Source organism: Streptomyces sp. CG 926 (genome assembly GCF_003148825.1).
Taxonomy (GTDB): domain Bacteria; phylum Actinomycetota; class Actinomycetes; order Streptomycetales; family Streptomycetaceae; genus Streptomyces.
Map to the genome: position 1 here is coordinate 247339 of NZ_QGGZ01000012.1, position 24097 is coordinate 271435.

17 protein-coding genes are annotated in these 24097 nt (G+C 71.1%); 9 read left to right on the plus strand and 8 right to left on the minus strand.

Features of this window, described 5'->3' with window-relative positions:
- The first annotated feature begins 3 nt into the window (after positions 1 to 3).
- The 4 genes from BCL76_RS30070 to BCL76_RS30085 all read left to right on the plus strand — a co-directional run bounded on the left by BCL76_RS30070 (position 4) and on the right by BCL76_RS30085 (position 6159).
- Complete coding sequence (locus BCL76_RS30070; RefSeq protein WP_109782488.1) at positions 4 to 1362, plus strand: ABC transporter substrate-binding protein; 1359 nt, start codon at positions 4 to 6, stop codon at positions 1360 to 1362.
- Between the two features lie 79 nt (positions 1363 to 1441).
- The gene (locus BCL76_RS30075; RefSeq protein WP_109782489.1) at positions 1442 to 2734 is read left to right on the plus strand and encodes a carbohydrate ABC transporter permease; all 1293 of its coding nucleotides are present in this window, start codon (positions 1442 to 1444) and stop codon (positions 2732 to 2734) included.
- Positions 2731 to 3753, plus strand: coding sequence for a carbohydrate ABC transporter permease (locus BCL76_RS30080; protein ID WP_109782490.1), 1023 nt, complete (start codon positions 2731 to 2733; stop codon positions 3751 to 3753). The genes BCL76_RS30075 and BCL76_RS30080 overlap by 4 nt, the downstream gene beginning before the upstream one ends.
- Positions 3754 to 3909: 156 nt before the next feature.
- On the plus strand, positions 3910 to 6159 hold the full coding sequence (locus BCL76_RS30085; RefSeq protein ID WP_109782491.1) for a bifunctional glycosyltransferase/CDP-glycerol:glycerophosphate glycerophosphotransferase: 2250 nt from the start codon (positions 3910 to 3912) through the stop codon (positions 6157 to 6159).
- A gap of 4 nt (positions 6160 to 6163) precedes the next feature.
- Here the strand turns inward: BCL76_RS30085 and BCL76_RS30090 are convergent, their stop codons facing one another.
- Positions 6164 to 6787: a TetR/AcrR family transcriptional regulator gene (locus BCL76_RS30090; protein WP_109782492.1), complete on the minus strand. Its 624-nt coding sequence runs from the start codon at positions 6785 to 6787 to the stop codon at positions 6164 to 6166.
- A gap of 136 nt (positions 6788 to 6923) precedes the next feature.
- Here BCL76_RS30090 and BCL76_RS30095 point away from each other — a divergent pair, with 136 nt between their 5' ends.
- Together BCL76_RS30095 and BCL76_RS30100 are read left to right on the plus strand one after the other, a co-directional pair.
- A complete protein-coding gene (locus BCL76_RS30095) occupies positions 6924 to 7838 on the plus strand; it encodes an ABC transporter permease (protein ID WP_258309972.1) in 915 nt (304 codons plus the stop codon).
- Positions 7831 to 8619, plus strand: coding sequence for an ABC transporter ATP-binding protein (locus tag BCL76_RS30100; protein WP_109782494.1), 789 nt, complete (start codon positions 7831 to 7833; stop codon positions 8617 to 8619). The genes BCL76_RS30095 and BCL76_RS30100 overlap by 8 nt, the downstream gene beginning before the upstream one ends.
- Before the next feature lie 170 nt (positions 8620 to 8789).
- On the opposite strand, the gene BCL76_RS30105 is transcribed toward BCL76_RS30100, so the two are convergent.
- The 3 genes from BCL76_RS30105 to BCL76_RS30115 form a co-directional block, all read right to left on the minus strand.
- Entirely contained in the window at positions 8790 to 13754 is a 4965-nt protein-coding gene (locus tag BCL76_RS30105) for an NAD-glutamate dehydrogenase (RefSeq protein ID WP_109782495.1), read from the minus strand.
- A 367-nt stretch (positions 13755 to 14121) separates the two neighbouring features.
- Complete coding sequence (locus BCL76_RS30110) at positions 14122 to 14817, minus strand: HAD family hydrolase (RefSeq protein ID WP_258309973.1); 696 nt, start codon at positions 14815 to 14817, stop codon at positions 14122 to 14124.
- Positions 14814 to 15314, minus strand: a complete 501-nt coding sequence (locus tag BCL76_RS30115) for a DUF6912 family protein (RefSeq protein WP_109782496.1) — start codon at positions 15312 to 15314, stop codon at positions 14814 to 14816. The genes BCL76_RS30110 and BCL76_RS30115 overlap by 4 nt, the downstream gene beginning before the upstream one ends.
- A gap of 326 nt (positions 15315 to 15640) precedes the next feature.
- Between BCL76_RS30115 and BCL76_RS39430 the strand changes: the two genes are divergently transcribed.
- Entirely contained in the window at positions 15641 to 16066 is a 426-nt protein-coding gene (locus BCL76_RS39430; protein WP_375137980.1) for an Rv3235 family protein, read from the plus strand.
- Positions 16067 to 16257: 191 nt separating this feature from the next.
- On the opposite strand, the gene secA is transcribed toward BCL76_RS39430, so the two are convergent.
- Positions 16258 to 19056, minus strand: coding sequence for a preprotein translocase subunit SecA (gene secA / locus BCL76_RS30125; protein ID WP_109782497.1), 2799 nt, complete (start codon positions 19054 to 19056; stop codon positions 16258 to 16260).
- Between the two features lie 240 nt (positions 19057 to 19296).
- Between secA and BCL76_RS30130 the strand changes: the two genes are divergently transcribed.
- Positions 19297 to 19872: a GNAT family N-acetyltransferase gene (locus tag BCL76_RS30130; protein ID WP_109782498.1), complete on the plus strand. Its 576-nt coding sequence runs from the start codon at positions 19297 to 19299 to the stop codon at positions 19870 to 19872.
- Between the two features lie 223 nt (positions 19873 to 20095).
- Positions 20096 to 21256 carry a winged helix-turn-helix domain-containing protein gene (locus BCL76_RS30135; protein WP_109782499.1) on the plus strand — a complete coding sequence of 387 codons (1161 nt, stop codon included), beginning with the start codon at positions 20096 to 20098 and terminating at the stop codon, positions 21254 to 21256.
- A gap of 49 nt (positions 21257 to 21305) precedes the next feature.
- Here BCL76_RS30135 and BCL76_RS30140 read toward each other — a convergent pair whose 3' ends face one another.
- The 3 genes from BCL76_RS30140 to BCL76_RS30150 all read right to left on the minus strand — a co-directional run bounded on the left by BCL76_RS30140 (position 21306) and on the right by BCL76_RS30150 (position 24072).
- Positions 21306 to 22052 carry a response regulator gene (locus BCL76_RS30140; protein WP_030774209.1) on the minus strand — a complete coding sequence of 249 codons (747 nt, stop codon included), beginning with the start codon at positions 22050 to 22052 and terminating at the stop codon, positions 21306 to 21308.
- Between the two features lie 209 nt (positions 22053 to 22261).
- Entirely contained in the window at positions 22262 to 22957 is a 696-nt protein-coding gene (gene hpf / locus BCL76_RS30145; protein ID WP_030774206.1) for a ribosome hibernation-promoting factor, HPF/YfiA family, read from the minus strand.
- 326 nt (positions 22958 to 23283) lie between these two features.
- Complete coding sequence (locus BCL76_RS30150; RefSeq protein ID WP_109782500.1) at positions 23284 to 24072, minus strand: ComF family protein; 789 nt, start codon at positions 24070 to 24072, stop codon at positions 23284 to 23286.
- Between the last annotated feature and the right edge of the window lie 25 nt (positions 24073 to 24097).

The window sequence follows — 24097 nt, forward strand, 5'->3', positions numbered from 1 at the left end:
GCCATGCGCAGGCACGGAACGAGCCGTACGACACTCACCTGGACGGCGCTCGCCGCGGCGACCGCCCTCACGCTCTGCGCGTGCGGGGACGGCGGGACGAAGGAGCCGCAAGGTCCCGAAGGGAGCACGGCCGCGCCCCGGGTGCAGTTACCGAAGCTGCCCGGCGAGAAGCTGGAGGTCGCCGCGGTCTGGACGGGCCCGGAGCAGGAGAACTTCACCAAGGTCCTGAAGGAGTTCGAGAAGCGTACGGGCGCCTCGGTCACCTTCGTCCCGGCCCAGGACCCGATCGTCACCTTCCTCGGCACGAAGATCGCGGGTGGTGCGCCGCCGGACGTGGCGCTGCTCCCGCAGGTCGGGGCGCTGACGGCGGCGGTGGACAAGAAGTGGGCGCAGCCGCTGGGCCCGGAGGCCGCCGCCCAGCTCGACGCGAACTACTCCAAGGGCTGGAAGCAGCTCGGCGCCGTCGGGGGCACCCAGTACGGCGTCTACTACAAGGCTGCCAACAAGTCGCTGATCTGGTACAACGCGAAGGCCTTCGAGGCGGCGGGGGTCAAGCCGCCGAAGACCTGGAAGGACCTGATCGCCGCGGCCGACACGCTGTCCGCCTCCGGCACCCCGGCCGTGTCGGTGGCGGGTGCGGACGGATGGACCCTCACCGACTGGTTCGAGAACATCTACCTGTCCCAGGCCGGGCCGGAGAAGTACGACCAGTTGGCCAAGCATCAGATCAAGTGGACGGACGAGAGCGTCAAGCAGGCGCTGACCACGCTCGGCGAACTGTTCGGCCGCAAGGACTTCCTGGCGGGCGGGTCGAGCGGGGCGCTGTCCACGGAGTTCCCGAAGTCGGTGACGCAGACCTTCACCGGCGGCGACCGGCCGGCGGCCGCCATGGTCTTCGAGGGTGACTTCGTGGCGGTGAACATCGCGCAGACGGAGGCGAAGGTGGGCGAGGACGCCCTCGTCTTCCCCTTCCCCGCGGTCGGCGAGAAGGCTCCGGTGGTCTCGGGCGGCGACGTGGCGGTCGCGCTGAAGCCCTCGAAGGGCGCGCAGGCCCTGATGACCTTCCTGGCCTCGGCGGACGCGGCGGAGATCCACGCCCGGCAGGGCGGCTTCGTATCCCCGAACAAGGCGGTGGACCTGGGCGCCTATCCGAACGCCATCCAGCGGGACATCGCCAAGGCACTGATCGCCGCCGGTGACGACTTCCGCTTCGACATGTCGGACCAGGCCCCGGCGGCCTTCGGCGGGACCCCGGGCGCGGGTGAGTGGAAGGCGCTCCAGGACTTCCTGGCGAACCCGTCGGACGTGGCGGGGACCCAGGCGAAACTGGAGGCGGACGCCGCCAAGGCCTACGGGAACTGATCCCGTGCCGGCCCCGGCTCCTGCTCCTGTCCCCGCCCCTGCCCCTGGCGCTCCCCCTCGCACCGCCGCCAAGGGCGTCGTGTCCGCGCAGGCCCGGCGCCGCCGACTCATCGCGGCGGCGTTCCTCCTCCCGGCGCTCGTCCTGCTCGGCGCGCTCGTCGTGCACCCGATCGGCTACTCCCTCTACCGCAGCTTCTTCGACCGTTCCGGTGACACCTTCGTCGGCGGTGACAACTACCGGGAGATCCTGAGCGACGACACGATCCGTACCGCACTCAAGAACACCGCGTTGTGGGTGGTGTTCGCCCCGGCCCTGGCCACCGCCCTCGGGCTGATCTTCGCGGTGCTCACCGAACGGGTGCGCTGGGGAACGGCGTTCAAGCTGCTGGTCTTCATGCCGATGGCGATCTCGATGCTGGCCGCGGGCATCATCTTCCGGCTCGTCTACGACCACGATCCCGACCGCGGGGTCGCCAACGCGGTCTGGGTCGGGGTCCACGACACCTTCGCGGAGTCCTCGGCCTTCCCCAAGGCCCGCCCGGGCCGGGACTCGCCGCTCGCGGACGACGGCGGGGGCGCCTTCATCACCCGCGACCCCGTCCGCGCGGGTGCCCCGGTGCTGCTCCCGCTGGTCGGCGTGGCCCCGGAGGCGCTGCCGGACGGCACCCGTATCGCGGGCCGCCCCGAGGGGGTGCCGGGGAAGGTCACCGGCACCGTCTGGCAGGACTTCACCCGGGGCGGGGGCGGGACGACGAACGCGGTCGACCCGACCGAGCAGGGCTTCGCCGGGATGCGGATCGAGGCGGTGAAGGACGGCCGGGTGGTCGATACGGCGACGGCCCGCGCCGACGGCACCTTCACCCTGTCAGCGAAGGCCGACGGGGCCCGGCTGCGGCTGCCCGCGACCAACTTCCGGGAGGCGTACGCGGGGGTGCAGTGGCTCGGCCCGGCGCTCGTCACCCCGGCGATCATCGGGGCGTACGTATGGATGTGGGCCGGTTTCGCGATGGTGCTGATCGGCGCCGGGCTGGCCGCCGTACCGCGTGAGCTGCTGGAGGCGGCGCGCGTGGACGGGGCCAACGAGTGGCAGGTGTTCCGGCGGATCACCGTCCCGCTGCTGGCGCCCGTCCTGGCGGTGGTGCTCGTCACCCTCGTCATCAACGTGATGAAGATCTTCGACCTGGTCTTCGTGATCGCGCCGGGCGCGGTCCAGGACGACGCGAACGTGCTCGCGCTCCAGCTGTACCGGACCTCCTTCGGCACGGATGCCGACCCGGGGCTCGGCAGCGCCATCGCCGTGCTGCTCCTGGTGCTGGTGATTCCGGTGATGCTCGTGAACATCCGTCGGCTGCGCAAGGAGGGGACCCGATGAGCGGTACCGACGCGACGCCGGACCCTGCGAAGAGGGCTGCGGCGGGTGGCGCCGGGCGGCCGGACCGGGCGGAACCCGGCACGGTCACGGCAGCGAGCCCTGTGACGGCAACGGGCGGCCCGGTGACGGCAGCGAGCCTGCCAGGGCGTTCCGCCCCGGCTAGGACCAGGGCCCCGTTCGCCGAGCGGGCCGCAGGCCGACTGGCCGGGGGAGCCCTGCGCGTCTTCCTGGTCGTGGCGGCGCTCTTCTGGCTGCTGCCCACCCTCGGGCTGCTGCTGTCCTCGTTCCTCTCCCCCACCGACCTCAACGACGGCGGCTGGTGGCAGGCGCTGACGGCGCCCTCGCGGCTGACGGCCGACAACTACGAGCGGCTGCTGGCGAACGACACCATCACCGGCTCCCTCCTCAACACCTTCGCGATCGCCGTGCCGGCCACCCTGCTGGTCGTGACGCTGGGCGCGTTCGCCGGATACGCCTTCGCCTGGCTGGAGTTCCCCGGCCGGGACTGGCTGTTCCTCCTGGTCGTCGGACTGCTGGTCGTCCCCGTGCAGGTCGCGCTGATCCCGGTCTCCGAACTCTTCGGCTCCATCGGGCTGTTCGAGACCACGGCGGGCGTGGTCCTCTTCCACACCGCCTTCGGACTGCCCTTCGCCGTGTTCCTGCTGCGCAACTTCTTCGCGGAGATCCCGCGCGAACTGCTGGAGGCGGCCCGCCTCGACGGAGCGGGTGAACTGCGGCTGTTCGCACGGGTGGTGCTGCCGCTCGGCGGACCGGCGATCGCCTCGCTCGGCATCTTCCAGTTCCTGTGGGTGTGGAACGACATGCTGGTGGCCCTGGTGTTCGCGGACTCGGCCCACCCGCCCGTCACGGTCGCGCTCCAGCAGCAGGTACGGCAGTTCGGGAACAACATCGACGTGCTCGCGCCCGGCGCCTTCCTGTCGATGGCCGTCCCGCTCGTCGTCTTCTTCGCGTTCCAACGGCAGTTCGTCTCGGGGGTGATGGCCGGAGCGATCAAGTGACCCGCCCTCCGTCGCCCGCCCTCCGCAGCACACGCGACGCGACTGGCGCGACATGGACCGTTGACGCTGCGTAACCCGAATGCCGCACAGCGCGTAACCCGATCGCCACACCAGGGGTTCCTGGGCCATATGCCCGCGCCGACCCCTGGATGTGCCGTGCCCCGGTTCAGCGTCATCGTGCCCGCGTACAAGGTCCAGGCCTACCTCCAGGAGAGTCTCGACTCGGTCCTGGGGCAGTCGTACCCGGATCTGGAGCTGATCGCGGTCGACGACGCCTCCCCGGACGCCTGCGGTTCGATCATCGACGAGTACGCGACCCGTGACCCCCGGGTGACGGCCGTCCACCTGGCGCACAACCTGGGCCTGGGACCGGCCCGCAACGCGGGCCTGGCGCGGGCGAGCGGCGACTACCTGATCTTCCTCGACGGCGACGACACCCTCGCCCCAGGCGCCCTGCAGGCCATCACCGACCGGCTGAAGGCCACCGGCTCCCCGGACGTCCTGGTCTACGACTACGCCCGCACCTTCTGGTCCGGCGAACTCGTGCGCAACAAGCTCTCCCACCGGCTGTCCGAGGAGGGCCCGGCGAGCTTCCGGCTCGCCGACCGCCCGGCCCTCCTCGGCATGCTGATGGTGGTCTGGAACAAGGCCTACCGCCGCGAGTACGTGGAGCGCGAGGGCCTCGCCTTCCCGCCCGGCCTCTACGAGGACACCCCCTGGACCTACCCGGCCCTGCTGGCCGCGGAGTCCGTCGCCGTCCTGGACCGGGTCTGCGTCCACTACCGGCAGCGGCGCACCGGCTCGATCCTGACCACCACCAGCCGCCGCCACCTCGACGTCTTCGACCAGTACGACCGGGTCTTCGGCTACCTCGCCGGCCGTCCCGAGCTGGAGCGCTGGCGCCCCGCCCTGCACCGCCGGATGGCCGAGCACTTCTGCGCCCTGTACGCGAACCCGCGCCGCCTCCCGCGCGCCGCCCGGCCGGAGTTCTTCGCCCGGGCCTGCGCCCTGCTGCGCCGCTACCACGTCCCCGGCGGCAGCGCCGCCCTCCCGCTGTCCCTGTCCCGGACCGACCGGATCCGACACACCCTGATGCGGCTGGGCACCCGGCGCACCTACCGCCTGCTGTCGGCGCTGCGCGGCGCCGGATCGGCGCTGGGCCGCGCGGCCGCCACCCTGGGGCGGGGTCTGCGCGAGACGGCCCTGCGCCTGCACTACCGGAGCCGGCGCCTGCTCCCGCTCCGCCCGGAACTCGCGGTCTTCTCCGCGTACTGGCACGGCGGCTACGCCTGCAACCCGGCGGCGATCGAGGCCACCCTGCGGGAGCTCGCGCCGCAGATGCGCACGGCGTGGATCTGCGACCCGGAGCACACCTCGACCCTGCCCCGCGAGACGACGGCGCTGCGCCCGGGCTCGGCGGCGTACTGGACCGCCCTCGCGAGGGCCGGATACCTGGTCACGAACGTCAACTTCGACCGCGCCCTGGTCAAGCGCCCGGGCCAGATCCTCGTCCAGACCCAGCACGGCACCCCGCTCAAGCGCGTGGGCCTCGACCTCCAGGACCGCCCGGCGGCCACACCGACCACGGACTTCGCGGGACTGCTGCGCGGCGCCGACCAGTGGGACTACCTGCTCTCCTCCAACCGGCACTCCACCCTGGTCTGGGAGAAGGCGATCCCGTCCTCCTACACGACGCTGGAGTACGGCTACCCGCGCAACGACGTCTTCCACCGGGCGGGCCCGGCCGAGGTGCTGGAGCTGCGTGCCCGCCTGGGCATCCCGGCGGGTTCGACGGCCGTCCTGTACGCGCCCACGCACCGCGACTACCGGCGCAGCCGGCCGGAGCACCTGGACTTCGAGCGGGTGCTGCGGGACCTGGGCCCGCGGTTCACGATCCTGTCCCGCAGCCACCTCACGTACGTGGACGTCCCGCCCTCCCCGGACACGCACCCGCGGCTGATCGACGTCTCCTCCTACCCGTCGGTCGAGGAACTCTGCCTGGCCTCGGACGCGCTGGTGACGGACTACTCGTCCCTGATGTTCGACTACGCGGCGCTGGACCGGCCGATCGTGATCCACGCGGACGACTGGGAGGCGTACGAGGCGGCCCGGGGCACGTACTTCGACCTGCGGTCGTGCCCGCCGGGCGCGATCGCCCGGACCGAGGACGAGCTGGTGGACATCTTCAGCACGGGTCACTGGCAGGGCTCGCGCTCCGCGCAGTTGCGGGCGGCGTTCCGCGCACGCTTCTGCTCGCACGACGACGGGCACGCGGCGGAGCGCGTGGTGCGTCGGGTCTTCCTCGGGCAGACGGCCCCGATCCCGGCGGTCATCCCCCTGGAGGACCGCCGCCCGACCCCCGCGGCGCCCGCGGCGACGCCGTTCCCGGCCCCCGTCCGGCCGTAACCGCTTACACGCTCGCCTTCAGGCCCGCCACCACCTGGTGGGCCAGGACGTCGAGGTGGCCGCCCGTGACGGCGTCCCGGACGACCACCTGGCGCCAGTAGAGCGGGCCGATCAGCAGGTCGAGGGCGTGGGCCGGGTCGATGCCCGCCGGGAGCTCACCGCGGGCGACGGCGGCCGAGACGATCCCTTCCGCCATGCGGCGCTGCCCGTCGAGCAGCGCGCCGCGCACCGCGTCGGCGATCTCCGGGTTGCGGGCCGCCTCCACGAGCAGGTCGGGGATCACCGCGGAGGCCACCGGGTGCCGCAGCACGTGTGACATGACCTCCAGCAGGGCCCGTACGTCTCCGTAGAGCGAGCCCGTCGCGGGCACCGGCAGGCCGTCCACCGCGAAGGCCCCCACCAGGTCCAGGACCAGGTGCAGCTTCGACTTCCACCGCCGGTAGACCGCGGTCTTGCCGACCCCCGCCCGGCGGGCGATGCCCTCGATGGACATCTTCGAGAAACCGACCGCGGCCAGCTCCTCCACCACCGCGTCGCGGATCGCCTCGGTCACGTCCGCGCGCAGGACGGCGGCCCCCGCGGGGGCTCTACGGGCGGGGGCGGAAGCGGTGGCGGGATCCGGGGTCATGCACAGAGCATAGCTGCGCCCTCGTCACGACGATACGGTTGCGTTCCGACGCGGCACGCCCTAACCTCGCCGTAGCGACGATACGGACCCGTCCCGACCTCGGTAGTGCGTACTGACCCCGTCGAAAGCGAACCCTGTGACCACCGCGACCGCACCCAAGACCGAGCCCGCGCCGCCCTCCGCGGAACTCGCGCGACTCGCCGCCGCCCACGGCCTCACCCTCAGCGGCGCCCGCCCCACGCTCCCCCGCTACATCGCGGAACTCTGGGACCGCCGCCACTTCGTGACCGCGTACGCGACCGCCCGTATGCAGGCCACCTACAGCACGGCCAAGCTCGGCCAGCTCTGGCACCTGGTGACCCCGCTCCTCAACGCGGCGGTCTACTACTTCATCTTCGGCATCGTGATGAAGGCCAGCCACGGCGTGCCGGACTACGTCCCCTTCCTGATCACCGGCATCTTCGTCTGGGACTTCATCGGCAGCTCCATCAACGCCGGCACCCGCTCCGTCCACAGCAACCGCGGCCTGGTGCGCGCCCTGCACTTCCCGCGCGCCACCCTGCCCATCTCCACCGTCGTCCAGCTCTTCCAGCAGCTGCTCATCACCATGGGCGCCCTGGTCATCCTGCTGCTGGCCTTCGGGCAGCGGCCCGCCTGGTCCTGGTTCCTGGCCGTCCCGGCCCTCCTCCTGATGGCCGTCTTCGCCGCCGGCTGCGCGATGGTCATGGCGCGCATCGGCAGCAAGAGCCCGGACGTCAGCCAGCTGATGCCCTTCGTCCTGCGCACCTGGATGTACTCCTCGGGCGTCATGTGGTCCATCGACCAGATGCTCGCGTCGGACCACCTGCCGCACCACTGGGTACTGACGCTCCTCAAGGTCAACCCCGCGGCCGTCTACATCGACCTCATGCGCTTCGCGCTGATCGACAGCTTCCAAGCACACTCGCTCCCGCCCCACGCGTGGCCCCTGGCCATCGGCTGGGCCCTGCTCGCCGGCGCCGGCGGCTTCATCTGGTTCTGGAAGGCAGAAGAGGAGTACGGCCGTGGCTGACACCGCGACGAACACCGACACCCGGGTACCGACCGTCATCGCCGACGGGGTCCACATCATCTACAAGGTCCACGGCGCCGGCGCCCGCAAGGGCGGGGCCACCGCGGCACTCAGCCGGGTCTTCTCCCGCAAGGCGCCCCCGGGCGTCAGGGAAGTGCACGCCGTCAAGGGCATCACCTTCACCGCGTACAAGGGCGAGGCCATCGGCCTCATCGGCTCCAACGGCTCGGGCAAGTCCACCCTGCTGTCCGCCATAGCCGGCCTCCAACCGGTGACGCACGGCCGGATCTACTCCCACGGCCAGCCGTCCCTGCTGGGCGTGAACGCCGCCCTGATGAACGACCTGACCGGCGAGCGCAACGTCGTCCTCGGCGGCCTCGCGATGGGCATGTCCAAGCAGCAGATCCGCGAGCGCTACCAGGGCATCGTCGACTTCTCCGGCATCAACGAGAAGGGCGACTTCATCTCCCTGCCCATGCGGACGTACTCCTCCGGCATGGGCGCCCGACTGCGCTTCTCCATCGCCGCCGCCAAGGACCACGACGTCCTGATGATCGACGAGGCCCTGGCCACCGGCGACGCCGCCTTCCAACGCCGCAGCCAGGCCCGCATCGAGGAACTCCGCGAGCACGCGGGCACGGTCTTCCTGGTCAGCCACGGCATCAACACGGTCCGCGAGACCTGCGACCGCGCGATCTGGCTGGAGGCGGGTGTGCTCCGCATGGACGGCCCCTCGGCCGAAGTCTGCGACGCCTACGAGGCCTTCACCTCGGGCCGCTGACCTTCCCCGGGCTCCGCCCGGACCCGCGCCTCAAACGCCGGCGTTTGAGGCGCGGGGGCCCGGGGGCAGCGCCCCCCGGGCGGCGCCGCACCCGGCAACGAACACGAACGGGCCGGGCCCGGGACCACCAAGGTCCCGGGCCCGGCCCGTTCCGTTCCGACAACCCGCGATCAGCTGTGCACGCGCAACAGCGACCGCATCGTCCGCATCGCCACCGACAGATTCGCCAGGTCGAAGTCGTCCGACCCCTGGATCTCGTCCAGAGTCGTCCGCGCCCGCCCGATGATCGCCGCGTTCTTCTCCTCCCACGCCTTGAAGCGCTCCTCGGGAGTCGACGTACCGTCGCCCACCGACAGCACGTCCGCCGTCAGGGCCGCGTGCGCCGCGAACAGGTCCTCGCGGATGGAGGCGCGGGCCATCGACTGCCAGCGGTCGGACCGCGGCAGCTCGATGATCCGGTCCATCAGCTGGGTGATGGCCAGCCGGTCGGCGAGGTCGTAGTACACCTCGGCGACCTCCAGCGGGTCCATGCCCGTGCGGTCCGCGATCGCGACGATGTCCAGCGCCGGGAAGGCGGAGGAGAAGCCGGCCACCTTGGCGGCCAGTTCCTCCGGGACGCCCTCGCCCGTCAGCTCGTCCAGGATCGACTGGTACCACTCCAGGTCGGCGCCGCGCACCAGCTTCGGCAGCTCGGCCCAGACCTGGCCCACGCGCTCCTGGAAGGAGCCGATGGTCTCGGTGATCTGGAGCGGCTGCGGCCGGTTGTTCAGCAGCCAGCGGGTACCGCGCTCGACCAGGCGCCGCGAGTGCAGCCGCACCCGGGTCTGGACGTCGGCGGCGACCTTGTTGTCGAGCGCCTCCACCGCGTCCCACACATCGGCCAGGCCGAAGATCTCGCGGGCCGCGAGCTGCGCGCGCACGATCTCCTCCGTGGAGGCCCCGCTCTCCTCGCGCAGACGGTGCAGGAAGGTCGAACCACCCGTGTTGACGGTGTCGTTGACCAGGAGGGTGGTGATGATCTCCCGGCGCAGCGCGTGCGCGTCGATCTGCTCCGTGAGCCGCTCGGCCAGCGCGGCCGGGAAGTACGCGAAGAGCAGCCGGCGCAGGTACGGGTCGTCCGGCAGCTCGGTCGCGATCAGCTCGTCCGCCACCGTGATCTTGGTGTAGGCGAACAGGACGGCCAGTTCCGGCTGGGTCAGGCCCTTGCCGCTGTTCATCAGCTCGCGGATCTGCCGGTCGGTGGGCAGGAACTCCAGCGCCCGGTCCAGACGTCCGTCGCGCTCCAGCCGCCGCATGTAGCGCTGCTGCGCGTGGAGCAGGCTCGGGGCCTGCGCCGAGCCGTTGGCGAGCGCGATGTTCTGCGCGTAGTTGTTGCGCAGCACCAGCCGGCCGACCTCGTCGGTCATCTGGGCGAGCAGCTTGTTGCGCTGCTTGACGGTCATGTCGCCGTCCCTGACGACCGCGTTGAGCAGGATCTTGATGTTCACCTCGTGGTCGGAGGTGTCCACGCCCGCGCTGTTGTCGATGGCGTCGGTGTTGACCTTGCCGCCCTCGCCGCCCGCACCGGTGCGGGCGAACTCGATCCGGCCGAGCTGGGTCAGACCCAGGTTGCCGCCCTCGCCGATGACCTTGGCCCGCACGTCGGAGCCGTTGACGCGGATGGCGTCGTTGGCCTTGTCGCCGACGTCCGCGTGCGTCTCGGCCGTGGCCTTGACGTACGTACCGATGCCGCCGTTCCACAGCAGGTCCACCGGGGACTGCAGGATCGCCTTCATCAGGTCGGCCGGGGTCATCTTGGTGACGCCCGCCTCGATGCCGAGGGCCTCACGGACCTGCGCGGTGATCGGGACGGCCTTCGCGGTACGCGGGTGGATGCCACCGCCCGCGGAGATCAGCGAGGTGTCGTAGTCGGCCCACGAGGAGCGCGGCAGCTCGAACAGGCGCCGGCGCTCGGCGTAGGAGGTGGCCGCGTCCGGGTGCGGGTCGATGAAGATGTGGCGGTGGTCGAAGGCCGCGACCAGGCGGATGTGCTCGGAGAGCAGCATGCCGTTGCCGAACACGTCGCCGGACATGTCACCGACGCCGACGACGGTGAAGTCCTCGGTCTGGGTGTCGTGGCCCAGCTCGCGGAAGTGCCGCTTGACGGACTCCCACGCGCCGCGGGCGGTGATGCCCATGCCCTTGTGGTCGTAGCCGGCCGAGCCGCCCGAGGCGAAGGCGTCGCCGAGCCAGAAGCCGTAGGACTCGGCCACTCCGTTGGCGATGTCGGAGAAGGTCGCGGTGCCCTTGTCGGCGGCGACGACGAGGTAGGTGTCGTCCTCGTCGTGACGGACCACGCCCTTGGGGGGCAGGACCTCGCCGGCGACCATGTTGTCGGTGATGTCGAGCAGCGCCGAGATGAAGATCTTGTACGAGGCGATGCCCTCGGCGAGCCAGGCGTCACGGTCCACCGACGGGTCGGGGAGGTTCTTCGCGACGAAGCCGCCCTTGGCGCCGACCGGCACGATCACGGTGTTCTTGACCATCTGCGCCTTGACCAGGCCGAGGATCTCCGTACGGAAGTCCTCGCGGCGGTCGGACCAGCGCAGGCCGCCTCGGGCGACCTTGCCGAAGCGCAGGTGGACGCCCTCGACGCGCGGGGAGTACACCCAGATCTCGAAGGCCGGGCGCGGGGCCGGCAGGTCCGGGATGGCCTGCGGGTCGAACTTCATCGACACGTAGGAGTGCTGCTCGCCCACGCCGTTGAGCTGGAAGAAGTTCGTGCGCAGCGTGGCCTTGATGAGGGTGAGGAAGGCCCGCAGGATGCGGTCCTCGTCGAGCGAGGCGACCTGGTCCAGGGCCCCGTCGAGCTCCTCCAGCATGGCGTCCACGAGCTCGCTGCCGGCGGTCTGGCGCACGGGCGCCATCCGGGCCTCGAAGAGCGAGACCAGCAGCCGGGTGGTGTGGACGTTGTTGCGGAGGGTGTCCTCCATGTAGTCCTGGCTGAAGGTGGAGCCGGCCTGGCGCAGGTACTTGGCGTACGCGCGCAGGACGACGGCCTGTCGCCAGGTGAGCCCGGCGCTCAGCACCAGGGCGTTGAAGTTGTCGTTCTCCGCGTCGCCCTGCCAGACCGCGGCGAAGGCGTCCTGGAAGCGCTCGCGGGCGTCGTCGCCGAGGTAGTTGTCCCCGTTGCCGGAGACGGGCATCCGCAGACCGAAGTCGTAGATCCAGGCGCTGACCCGGTCGGAGCGGCGCAGTTCGTACGGGCGCTCGTCGGTGACCTCGACGCCCAGGCGCTGCAGCACGGGCAGGACCGCGGAGAGCGAGACCTGGTCGCCGGTACGGAAGATCTTGAACCGGCGCTCGCCGGGGCCCGCGCCGACGGGCTCGTAGAGCGAGAGCGCGAACTGGCGGTCGCTGGCGGCGAGCCGCTCCAGGTGGACCAGGTCGGCGACGGCCGCGCGCGGCGAGTGGTCGGCCTTGTAGCCCTCGGTGAAGGAGGTGCCGTAGCGGCGCAGCAGCTCGGCGGCGCGCTCCTCGCCGCACTCGGCGATCAGCGCTTCCTGGAAGCCGTCGGCCCAGGAGCGGGCGGCCTCGACCAGACGGCCCTCGATGCGCTCGACGTCGGAGTCGGTCAGCGCGGGCAGCTCGGTGCCCTGCGGGACGCGGACCACGAAGTGGATGCGGGAGAGGATCGACTCGGTGTTCCACGCGGTGAAGTCGACGCTGATGCCGCCGAGCTCCTCGCGCAGGATGTCCATCAGGCGCAGCCGCACCCCGGTGGTGAACCGGTCGCGGGGCAGGTAGACGAGTGCCGAGTAGTAGCGGCCGTACTCGTCCTGGCGCAGGTACAGCCGCAGCCGGCGGCGTTCCTGGAGGTACAGGACGGAGGTGACGATGGCCTGGAGCTGGTCGACCGGGGTCTGGAACAGCTCGTCGCGCGGGTACGTCTCCAGGATCTGCGTCAGGTCGCGGCCGTCGTGGCTGCTCGGCGCGAAGCCGGCGCCGGAGAGGACCTCGGCGACCTTGCGGCGGATGACCGGGACGCGGCGCACGGACTCGGTGTACGCGGCGGAGGAGAACAGGCCGAGGAAGCGGCGCTCGCCGACGACGTTGCCGTCGGCGTCGAACTTCTTGACGCCCACGTAGTCGAGGTACGAGGGGCGGTGCACGGTGGAGCGGCTGTTGGCCTTGGTCAGCACCAGCAGGCGGTGCTCGCGGGCCTTGGCGCGCGCGTCGGCGGGCAGCCGGTTGAAGGCCGGCGAGACCGGGTGGCCATCCTCCTTGCCGCTGTGGTGCGGGTCGGAGCGCAGGATGCCGAGGCCGGTACCGGGCACGGCGGACAGGGAGTCGCCGTCGACGAGGTCGTACTCGCGGAAGCCGAGGAAGGTGAAGTGGTCGTCGGCGAGCCAGCGCAGCAGCTCACGGGCCTCTTCGAGCTCGTACTCGCGCAGGTCGGGGGCGGTGGGCTCGTCCGGGAGGCCCTCCGCGATGCGCAGCGCGGCCTCGCGCATCTTCTCCCAGTCCTCGACGGACTCGCGCACGTCGGACAGGACGCGCTGGAGATCGGCGGTGATCTGCTTGAGATCGGCCTTGTCGGTCTCGCGGTCCATCTCGACGTGGATCCAGGACTCGACGAGGGAGTCGTGGGGACGCGCGGTGGCGGGGCCGTGGGCGTCGCAGTCGGGGCCGAGGATCTCGATCAGCTTGCCGGTGATGTCACGGCGTACGACGACCTGCGGGTGGATCACGAGGTGGATGCCGCGGCCCTGACGGGACAGCTCGTTCGTCACGGAGTCCACGAGGAAGGGCATGTCGTCGGTGACCACCTCGACGACGGAGTGGCTGGAGGTCCAGCCGTTCTCCTCCACCGTGGGCGTGTGCACGCGCACGTTCGCGGTGCCCTGCGGCCGGTTCTCGGCGAGCCGGTAGTGCGAGAGCGCGGCTCCGAACACATCGACCGGGTCCCGGTCCGCGAGGTCCTCGGGCGCCGTGTGCAGGTAGTAGCGCTGGAGGTAGGAGAGCACCGCGTCCTGATCTGGACGCTCTCCCCGCTCGGACCCAGTCGGAAGTAGCCCCCCGGCCGGGCTGTGCTCAGCTACCCGGGCCGCCCGTGCGAGCAGCTCGGCCTTTGCTTCGTCCAGCTTGGTCTGCATGTCCTCTGGCTCCTGTCGCGCGCCATTGCGTGACGTAGGTGAAGGAAGGAATGACATAGCGCCGCGAGGCGGGGTGTCCGTTCGGGATCGACGCTATGCCGTCGAGAGAGCCCACCGGGAGGGAATGAGCCATGATCGGCAGAAGGTCCCGGGGGCGGGGATCAGCGAAGGCCCGGGCACGGTCGTGCGCCGGGCGCAGGCCGGAGGCTCCAGTGCCCCCGATGACTATCGCGCTGATCACGGGTACAAGGCTATCCCGACCTACCCCCAAGACGTCATTCGCTGCTTCTGTACAAATCTTGGGGTGGAACTTTGACACTATGGCCGGCGACGTGACGAGCCGTCCGTGCAGCAGCCGCTTCCGTCGCTATCCGGCCAGCTCGCGAGCGGTCCGCACGGCCTCGGCCAGGCTGTCCACGACCGGTACTCCGGCTGATTCCAGACTGCTGCGGCTGTGCGAGCCACCCGTGTAGAGGACCGCCCGGGCACCGACGTGGGCGGCGGCGAGGGCGTCGTCCACGGCGTCTCCGATGAGGACCGTACGGTCCGCCGTCACCCCCGTCCCGTCCAGGGCGGCCAGGTGGCGTACGAGGTGTCCCGCCTTGGAGGTGTGGGAGGGGCCGACGCGGCCGTCGACGCGCAGGAAGTGCCGGTCGATGCCGTGGGACCGGACCAGCGGGACGAGCTTGTCGTGGGGCGCGAGGGACAGCAGGGACTGGGTGAGCCCGTCCAGCTGCCAGTCCCGGAGCAGCTCGCGAGCGCCCTCGGTCAGCCCGGAGTCCGCGGCGGCGGCCCAGTAGTGGCGGTGGAAGGTGTCGTCCATGACGAGCCATTCCTCGTCGGTGGGCAGCCGTCCCATGAGGCGCTCGTAGAACTTCGGCACCGGTACGACGTACAGGTCGCGGTAGGTCTCCAAGGTGATCGGCGCGAAGCCGAGCTCGGCGAAGGAGGCGTTGGTCGCGACGATGACGGCGTCGATGTCGTGGAGGAGCGTCCCGTTCCAGTCCCAGACGATGTGGTTCGGGAGCGTCGTGGCGGCGGTGGTGGCGTTCGCGTCTATCACTTCAGCAGCCCCGGAATCTCCTGCACGCCGAACCACAGCAGTTCGTGGTCCTCGGCGGCGTCGACGGTGTCCTGCGCGCCCGCGTCCCCGCCGTCGGCGGCCTCCAGGGCCCGCACGGCGGCGGTCACGTCCTCGTCGGCGTCATCGGCGTCCACGTGCACGGCGGCGGCCACGGCGAGCCGTACGGCGGCGGCGAGGGTCACCCGGCCCAGAGCGGCCTCGTCGGCCCCGGGGGCGACGGTGGCGGCCTTGTCGTCGACGTCGAGGGCGACCACGACCCGGCGGCGCGGGGCGCCCGCGTCCGCGGCGACCAGCCGCAGGGAGGCGAGCGCGGCCCGGTTCAGGGCGGCGTACTCCAGCTCCTCGATGTCCTCCGACGCGTACCACTCGCGCAGCGCCGGGGTGACGGCGTACGCCGACAGCGGGGCGGGGCCCAGCTCACCCGCCTTGTGCACCTCGGCGAGCCCGGGGAGGGTCAGGGGGACGTACACGCGCATGGCCGGCTGCTTTCGGTAGTCGGAAACGCCCTCAGGATACGACTCGGGCGGGGCCGGGCGGGTGATGGACCCCGTCCCCCTTCGGGGCGCGGGACCGGGAGCCGCGCCCGTCCACCGGGGTACGCGCACGGGCGCCGCCCGGGGCCGGTGACCGGCCGCCGCCCACCCGGATAGGTGAAGCGGGCCGGTGTCCGGGCGGGCCGCGGGCTCGGTTGCGGAGCGTGTGGGGCGGCCGTAGAAGATCCCCATCAAGTTACCGCCCGGTACCGCTCCGGGCCCGGACCGCTCGGGGGCAGCTCGCGATGGACACCACGATGCGCGGCACGATGACCGGCAACGACGGCAGCCGCCGCCGACCCACGGGCCGGCCCCGGACCCGGCCCGCCGGCCGCCACGACCCACGGCGCCCGGCCGGCCCCCCGCGCACCCTGCGACAGGGCCCGCACCACTGGTTCGCCGAACACCTCCTCGCGGTGATCAGCGGCCTGCGCCCGGTCCACTCGCTCCTGGGCCACACCATCGGCCCCGCCTACCAGCAGCTGATCACCCTGGCCCCGACGGACCCCCTCCGCGACCGCCTCCGCCCGACGGTCCGCCGATGCGGCCGCTTCACCCCCGGCCCGGGAGTCATCGAAGCCTTCGCCCGCATCGCCACGGGCGACCGCGTCACCGCCATGGCCTTCCGCCTCGAACAGGGCCCCGACCTCCGCTGGCGCTGCGCAGCGGTAGAACTCCAGGGCCCCCGCCCATGACCCCCGGCCCGACTCAGCCCCACCGGCGTCTTTCAGCCCCGCCGGCGTTTGAGGCGCGGGGGTCCGGGGGCAGCGCCCCCGGCAACGGCGCCGCACGGCACCCGGCACCGGCACCCGCACAACGCGGCCGGGGCCGGACACCCGAAGGTGTCCGGCCCCGGCCGACAGCTCACGCGAAACCCCGCGCGGGGTTACTTCTTCCGGCGACGCCCACCGGCGGCCTTCTGCGCCTTGCGGCGCTCCGCCCGCGTCATCCCGTCGCCCTCACCACCGACGGCGTCACTGTCGAAGTCGCCCTCGACGACACCGCCTTCCCCGTCCACCGTCGGAGCGGAGAAGTGCAGCCGGTCCGGCCGCTGCGGAGCGTCCAGCCCCTTCGCCCGGATCTCCGGACGCACACCCGCCGGCTCCTTCGTCAGCGACGGCGCCGCGTCCTGCACCGGAAGCTCCTCGACCTGCTGCTCGACCTGGACCTCCAGGTTGAACAGGTAGCCGACGGACTCCTCCTTGATGCCCTCCTGCATGGCGTTGAACATGTCGAAGCCCTCGCGCTGGTACTCGACCAGCGGGTCCTTCTGGGCCATGGCCCGCAGGCCGATGCCCTCCTGCAGGTAGTCCATCTCGTACAGGTGCTCGCGCCACTTGCGGTCGAGCACCGACAGGACCACGCGCCGCTCCAGCTCGCGCATGACCTCGGAGCCGAGCGTCTTCTCGCGCGCCTCGTACTGCTCGTGGATGTCGTCCTTGACGGACTCCGCGATGAACTCGGCGGTGATGCCCGCGCGGTCGCCCGCGGCATCCTCCAGCTCCTCGGTGGTGACCTTCACCGGGTAGAGCTGCCGGAAGGCGCCCCACAGGCGCTCCAGGTCCCACTCCTCGGCGAAGCCCTCGACCGTCTCGGCCGCGATGTACGCGTCGATGGTGTCGTCCATCATGTGGCGGACCTGGTCCTGCAGGTCCTCGCCCTCCAGGACGCGGCGGCGCTCGCCGTAAATGACCTCACGCTGGTTGTTGAGGACCTCGTCGTACTTCAGGACGTTCTTACGCGTCTCGAAGTTCTGGGTCTCCACCTGCGACTGGGCCGACGCGATCGCGCGCGTCACCATCTTGTTCTCGATCGGCACGTCGTCGGGGACGTTCGCCATCGCCATGACGCGCTCGACCATCTGCGCCTTGAACAGGCGCATCAGGTCGTCGCCCAGCGACAGGTAGAAGCGGGACTCGCCCGGGTCGCCCTGTCGGCCGGAGCGGCCGCGCAGCTGGTTGTCGATACGGCGCGACTCGTGGCGCTCGGTGCCCAGCACGTACAGCCCGCCGAGCTCCTTGACCTCCTCGAACTCCGCCTTGACCGCGGCCTCGGCCCGGGTCAGCGCCGAGGGCAGGGCGTGCGCCCACTCCTCGATGTGCTCCTCCGGGTCCAGGCCCTGCTGGCGCAGCTCGGCCTCGGCGAGGTCGTCCGGGTTGCCGCCGAGCTTGATGTCGGTACCGCGACCGGCCATGTTCGTGGCGACGGTGACCGCGCCCCGGCGGCCGGCCTGGGCGACGATCGTCGCCTCACGGTCGTGCTGCTTGGCATTGAGCACCTCGTGCGGGATGCCGCGCTTGGAGAGCTGCTGGGAGAGGTACTCGGACTTCTCGACCGACGTCGTACCGACGAGGATCGGCTGGCCCTTCTCGTGCTTCTCCGCGATGTCGTCGACGACGGCGGCGAACTTCGCGACCTCGGTCCGGTAGATCAGGTCCGGCTGGTCCTTGCGGACCATGTCGCGGTTGGTCGGGATCGGGACGACACCGAGCTTGTAGATCTGGTGGAACTCGGCGGCCTCGGTCATGGCCGTACCGGTCATGCCGGACAGCTTCGAGTAGAGGCGGAAGAAGTTCTGCAGGGTGATCGTGGCGAGGGTCTGGTTCTCGTCCTTGATGTCCACCCCTTCCTTCGCCTCGATCGCCTGGTGCATGCCCTCGTTGTAGCGGCGGCCGGCGAGGATACGGCCGGTGTGCTCGTCGACGATCATGACTTCGCCGTCGATGACGACGTAGTCCTTGTCGTTCTTGAAGAGCTCCTTGGCCTTGATCGCGTTGTTGAGGTAACCGACGAGCGGGGTGTTCACCGACTCGTAGAGGTTCTCGATGCCGAGCCAGTCCTCGACCTTGGCGACACCGGACTCGTGGATGGCGACGGTGCGCTTCTTCTCGTCGACCTCGTAGTCGCCGGTCTCCTCGATGCCCTTCAGCGGCTGGCCGGCCTCGCCCTTCGTCAGGCGGGTCACCAGCTTCGCGAAGTCGCCGTACCACTTCGTGGCCTGGTCGGCCGGGCCGGAGATGATCAGCGGGGTACGGGCCTCGTCGACGAGGATCGAGTCGACCTCGTCGACCACGGCGAAGTTGTGGCCGCGCTGGACGAGCTCGTCCTGGGACCACGCCATGTTGTCGCGCAGGTAGTCGAAGCCGAACTCGTTGTTCGTGCCGTAGGTGATGTCGCAGCCGTACTGCTCGCGGCGCTGCGCGGGCGACATGTTCGCGAGGATGCAGCCGACCTCCAGGCCGAGGAACTTGTGCACCCGGCCCATCAGCTCGGAGTCACGCTCGGCAAGGTAGTCGTTCACCGTGATCAGGTGGACGCCCTTGCCGGACAGCGCGTTCAGGTACGCGGGCAGGGTGCCGACGAGGGTCTTGCCCTCACCGGTCTTCATCTCGGCCACGTAGCCGAGGTGCAGCGCCGCGCCACCCATGATCTGGACGTCGTAGTGCCGCTGGCCGAGGACGCGCTTGGCCGCCTCGCGCACGGTCGCGAAGGCCTCGGGCAGCAGGTCGTCCAGGCTCTCGCCGTCCTGGAAACGCTGCTTGTACTCGTCCGTGAGCGCCCGCAACTCGGCGTCGGAGAGGTTGACGAAGTCCTCTTCGATGGAGTTGACCTGGTCCGCGATGCGGTGCAGTTTGCGCAGGATCTTGCCTTCGCCTGCACGCATGAGCTTGTTGAAGACGGACACCGAGGTTTGTCTCCTTGCCGGTCGGGCCTGGGCACTGTACGTACACGGGCACGGCAGGTGGGCCCCACCGCAACGGCCATCGTAAGCGAGGACGCGGCCGCGTCGGGAGGTCCGCCGTTCCCGTGAGGGCACGGGTGCCCGGATTGAGAACGTACGGGGGACACCTAAGGTGCCGCATCGCCCGGAGGGATCACCGAAAATTGTTCGCCCCCGCGAGCGGAACGGCAGCAGAATTCCTTCATGGAGCCCACGACACTGACTACGGACCGATTGGTATTGCGGCCTTTCGTCCCCGCGGACGAGGCCGAGGTCTACGCCGCGGCGCAGGACCCCGACATCCAGCGCTGGACGTTGGTCCCCTCCCCCTACAAGGAGGAGCACGCGCACACCTGGGTGACCGAGACCGCGCCGGGCGGCTGGCGCGACGGCAAGGCCTTCCCCTTCGCCGTGCGCCTCGGCGCCGAGGGCCCGCTGGTCGCCTCCGTCGGCCTGCACGTCCACAGCGCGGAGAGCTACGAGGTCGGCTACTGGGCGGTCCGGGAGCACCGCGGCCGGGGCTACACGGTCGAGGCGGTCCTGGCCGTCGCCCGCTGGGCCTTCACCGAGCTCGGCATCGGACGCGTGGAATGGCGCGCCGAGGTGGGCAACGTGGGCTCCCGCGCCGTGGCCGAGAAGGCCGGCTTCCAGTTCGAGGGGATGCTGCGGGCCGGCATCATCCAGCGCGAGACCTACCGCGACTGCTGGATCGGCGCCCTGCTCCCCTCCGACCTGGGCCTGCCCTCACGAACGCCGTACCTGCCGGCCCCCGCCGGCTGAGCGCCCTGCCGGCCGCGGGCGTGACCCCCGCTGTCGGTGGTCGGCCCTAGGCCGTCTCTTTCGGATCTTGTCGGCCGAGCCCGCGGCGTCCGGTGCCGTGCCCGGCAAGGCGGAGGGGCGCCCGTGTACCGGACGTACTCGGTCGCCCCGACAACGCGGCCGGGTGCGGTGCCGGGCGACGCGGGCCCGACAAGATCCGACAGAGACGGCCTAGGCTGCGGGGATGACCTTGCTTTCGCTGTCCGCCGACGAAGCCCGTCGTATCGCCCTGCGCGCGCAGGGCTTCGTCGGGGCGCCCGACCGGCGCGGTGGGGTCCGCGGGGTCCTGCGCCACCTGGGCGCCGTTCAGCTCGACACGATCTCGGTCCTGGCCCGCTCGCACGAGCTGATCCCTTACGCCCGCCTGGGCGCGGTGGGCCGGGACACCGTGGAGCAGGCCTACTGGTCGGACCGGCACGCCTTCGAGTACTGGTCGCACGCCGCCTGCATCCTGCCGATCGAGGAATGGCCGCATTTCGCGTTCCGCCGGCGGGCCCGCCGGGCGCGCGGCCACCGTTGGCACGTCCTGCAGGACAAGGAGCGCTCGACGCGGGCGGTCCTGGACCGGCTTCGGTCCGACGGCCCGCTGACCTCCACCGAGCTGGGCGGCGCCAAGAACGGCGGCGAGTGGTTCGAGTGGTCCGAGAGCAAGATCGCTGTCGAGTGGCTGCTGGACACCGGCGAGGTGGTCTGCGGTCGAAGGCGCGGCTGGAAGCGGGTCTACGACCTCCCCGAGCGGGCCGTTCCCGACGCGCTGCTCCACGACGACCTCGACGACCGCGAGTGCCTGCGCCGCCTGGTCGCCCTGGCCGGCCGGTCCCTGGGCGTCGGCACCCGCGCCGACATCGCGGACTACCACCGCCTCAAGGGCGAGGAGTTCGACGCGGTGGTCGCGGAGTCCGGGCTGGTACCGGTCGAGGTGGAGGGCTGGTCCAAGCCGGCCTGGGCGGACCCGGCGGCTCTCGCGCAGCCTCCCAGGGGCCGTCACCGCACGACGCTGCTCTCGCCCTTCGACTCCCTGGTCTGGGACCGTCCCCGGACGGAGCGGATCTTCGGTTTCACGCACCGCCTGGAGGCGTACGTGCCCAAGCCGAAGCGGATACACGGGTACTTCGCGATGCCCCTGCTCGCGGGCGGCCGGCTCCAGGGCCGCGTCGACCCGGCCCGCGAGGGTCGCACGCTGGTCGCCCGGCAGCTCTCCCTGACCTCCCCGAAGGCCGCGGGCCCGATGGCCCTCGCGCTACGGGAGGCGGCGCAGTGGGTCGGCTGCGAGGACGTACGCGTCGAACGCGCGAGCTCCCCCGCGGAAGCGGCGGCCGTCACCGCGGAACTGGCCGCGCTCTGAGCGCCGGAGATCTCCCGGGGACCGTCCTGCCGATCCGGCCGGACGCTCCCTAGCGGATTTCGAGGATCTTCTCCCGCATCGCGTAGACCACGGCCTCCATCCTGGAGTGCAGTTGCAGCTTCTCCAGGATGTTGCGGACGTGGTTCTTCACGGTGTTCTCGGAAATGAACAACTGCTTGGCGATATCACGGTTGTTCATCCCGGTGGCCACCAGCTTCAGGACCTCCAGCTCCCGGTCCGTCAACCGCGGCGCGGGCACCAGCCGCCGCTCGTCGGTCCGCTGGATCATCGACTTGAACTCGGTGAGCAGCTTCGACGCCATCGACGGGCTGATCTGCGACTGGCCGTCCGCCACCGCCCGGATCGCCGTGGCCACCTCGTCCGTCGAGATCTCCTTCAGGAGGTACCCGGTCGCGCCCGCCTTGATCGCGTCGTAGAGGTCCGCCTCCTCGTCGCTGATCGTCAACATGATGATCTTCGCGGAGGGGGCCACCTCCTTGATCGAGGTGCACGCCTCGATCCCACCGCGCCGGGGCATCCGCACGTCCATCAGCACGATGTCCGGAAGCAGGTCGGCCGCCTTGTCCACGGCCTCCGCCCCGTCCCCGGCCTCGCCCACGACCTGGATGTCCTCCTCCTGCGCGAGGACGATCTCCAGTCCCCGCCGGAAGAGCGCGTGGTCGTCGACCACGAGCACCCTGATGGGCTCCCGGGCGGTCTCCTGCGACGGGTCGTCCGTCCCGCGGCAGCCCGCGGCGCCGCCGTCCCCGCGCATCGGCCCGAAGCTGTCCGCCATGGTTCCTCCCCCTGCATGTGCTCAGCTGCTGGGCCAACCGGACACACACCGCAGCCGGTTGACTGCACGCCATGATTCCATGCCCGCACCACGGCCCGGGGGCCACAAGTGAGCCACCTGGCGCATACCCGTCGCACACCCGTCACACAGGCGCCCCCGCGCAGGCGCCTGAACGCCTGCCCGGGGGCGATGGACAGATGTGATCGAGCTCAGCCGCCGAGCGCGCCGCCGGCGCCGCCCCGCGGCTCCTCCGAGCTGGAGGCACCGTCCGGGTTCACGTGGATGACTCCGTAGTCATAGGCATGACGGCGATAGACGACACTGGGCAACTTCGTCTCGGAGTCGACGAACAGATAGAAGTCGTGGCCGACCAGTTCCATCTCGTACAGAGCCTGGTCGAGCGACATCGGTGCGGCCGAGTGGGTCTTCTCGCGGACGATGAGCGGGCCTTCGCCCTGCACCTCGATGGATCCGATCCGGGTGATCGGCACCCCGTCGTTCTTCTCCTCGGACACCGGCTGGCCGCTGCCGTTCAGCGATGCGACCCCGGGCACCACGTCGGCGACCTCCGCCGCCGGGATCCGGCCGCTGCCGCGGCGGGTGTAACGCTTGTCGTGCTGCTTGCGCAGCCGGGCCTCCAGCTTGTCCTGAGCCAGGTCCAGCGCCGCATACGCGTCGGCGGCGGCGGCCTCGGCACGGATCACCGGGCCCCGCGAACGCAGGGTGATCTCCACGCGGTCGGAACGGTCGGCCTGACGCGGGTTGTGCTCCTTGGACACCTCGACGTCCAAGCTGATCACCTTGGCGTCGAGCTTCTGGATCCGCTCCGGATTCAGCTTCTCGGCCACGTGCTTGCGGAACCGCTCGGGCACCTCGGTCTTGCGGCCCTTGACGACGATGTCCACGCAGAACTCCGTTCCCGGATAGCTCCGCCCGACGGGGCGAAGCGTCTCCCTTTCGCACCAGACTCCGGTGAAGGCCGGAGCCTCGGACTTGGCGACTTTCACCTCCTCCTCCCCCATCGGCAAGATCAACACCCCACCGACTTCGGAGTCGAGAGACAGCCTCCTGAGTTCCTTACAACCGAACATATCTCTCTATGCCGGTTGTCGGCACCCGCTACCGGAATGTACTTCCGACGAAGTGGCTGTTCCCTCTTACTACCTGCAACGATGGGCCTTCCCCGCCAGTTCCGAATCTATTCACAAGATTTTTCTTCTGTGCGAGTTGCTCAAACACGAGGCACCCGTCCGATCCGTCTGAACGAGTCCGCCGGCGCGGCCACCACCGCCGCCCGCAACACCTCCCCCGGGCCCGTGACCAGCCCCGCGGCACGCACCGCCCGGGCCGCCTCCGTCAGCGTCGCCCCCGTGGTGATCAGGTCGTCCACGAGCACGATCCGGGTCCCGCCCGGCACGAGCCCCCGCGCACCCCGGCGCACCGCCAGCGCGCCCGAGAGGTTCTCCCGGCGCTCCCGGGCCCCCAGGCCCGCCTGGTCCGCCACCGCCCGCCGCAGCCCCAGTACGGGCGCCACCCGCGCGCGGACACCGGCACGCCGCAGCCGGCCGGCCGCCGTCAGCGCGATCCGGCGGGCAGGATCGTGCCCGCGCGCCCGGACCTGCCGCCGCGCCGATGGGACCGGGACCAGCACCACGCCCCCGTCCTCCGCACCTCCCGGCCCGGCCGCACCACCCGGACCACCCGGACCACCCGGACCACCCGGACCATCCGTCCCACCGCCCAGGACGGCCGCCGCCAAAGCCGCACCCAGCACCCCGGCCAGCGGCAGCGCCCCGCGCTCCTTGTGCGCCAGCAGGAGGCCCCGTACGGCCCCCTCGTACACGGCGGCGGCCCGTACCCCCGGCAGCCCCGCGGGCCGCGGAGACGGCCGCACCGGCCCCTCCCCGGCCCCGCTCAGCGCGGACCGGCACTCGGCGCACACCAACTCCCGGACCGCCCCGCAGCCGGCGCAGTCCACCGGCAGGACCAGTCCGGCGATCTCCTGCCACCAACCCCGCACGGCTCCACACTGACGGCCCCGGCCA